Origin of the sequence: Curtobacterium sp. MCBA15_007, from assembly GCF_001864905.1 — a bacterium.
In the GTDB taxonomy this organism is placed as follows: domain Bacteria; phylum Actinomycetota; class Actinomycetes; order Actinomycetales; family Microbacteriaceae; genus Curtobacterium; species Curtobacterium poinsettiae.
In genome coordinates this window covers 235,225-235,489 of the sequence record NZ_MJGM01000087.1, presented here as the reverse complement: position 1 = coordinate 235,489, position 265 = coordinate 235,225, and the positions used below count along the sequence as shown (strand labels likewise).

Genomic DNA, 265 nt, shown 5'->3' with positions numbered 1-265 from the left:
AGGCTCGCGCTGGTCATCCGGCGCATCGCGTCGTTCTGCTCCTGCGTCACCAGGGTCGAGTGCAGCGTGAGGGCGTTCTCGAGCAGCGTCCGGAAGGTGTCCACCCGCTCGGTCACGCGGATCGCGTGGTCGAGGACGTTCCGCAGCTGGTTCTGCACCTCGATGTCGGTGCCGTACTTCTCGGCACCGCGGAGCAACGCGTTGAGCATCTCGGGCAGTGGTCCGATGGCGCGCTGGAACCCGATGACCTCGCTGAGCAGCTGGT

At 66.8% G+C, this 265-nt stretch carries 1 protein-coding gene; it reads right to left on the bottom strand.

Annotated elements, in window-relative coordinates; genetic code table 11:
* Window positions 1-265, bottom strand: a 265-nt coding sequence (locus BIU95_RS17365) for a CorA family divalent cation transporter (RefSeq protein ID WP_302846974.1), incomplete at both ends; no start/stop codon positions are given.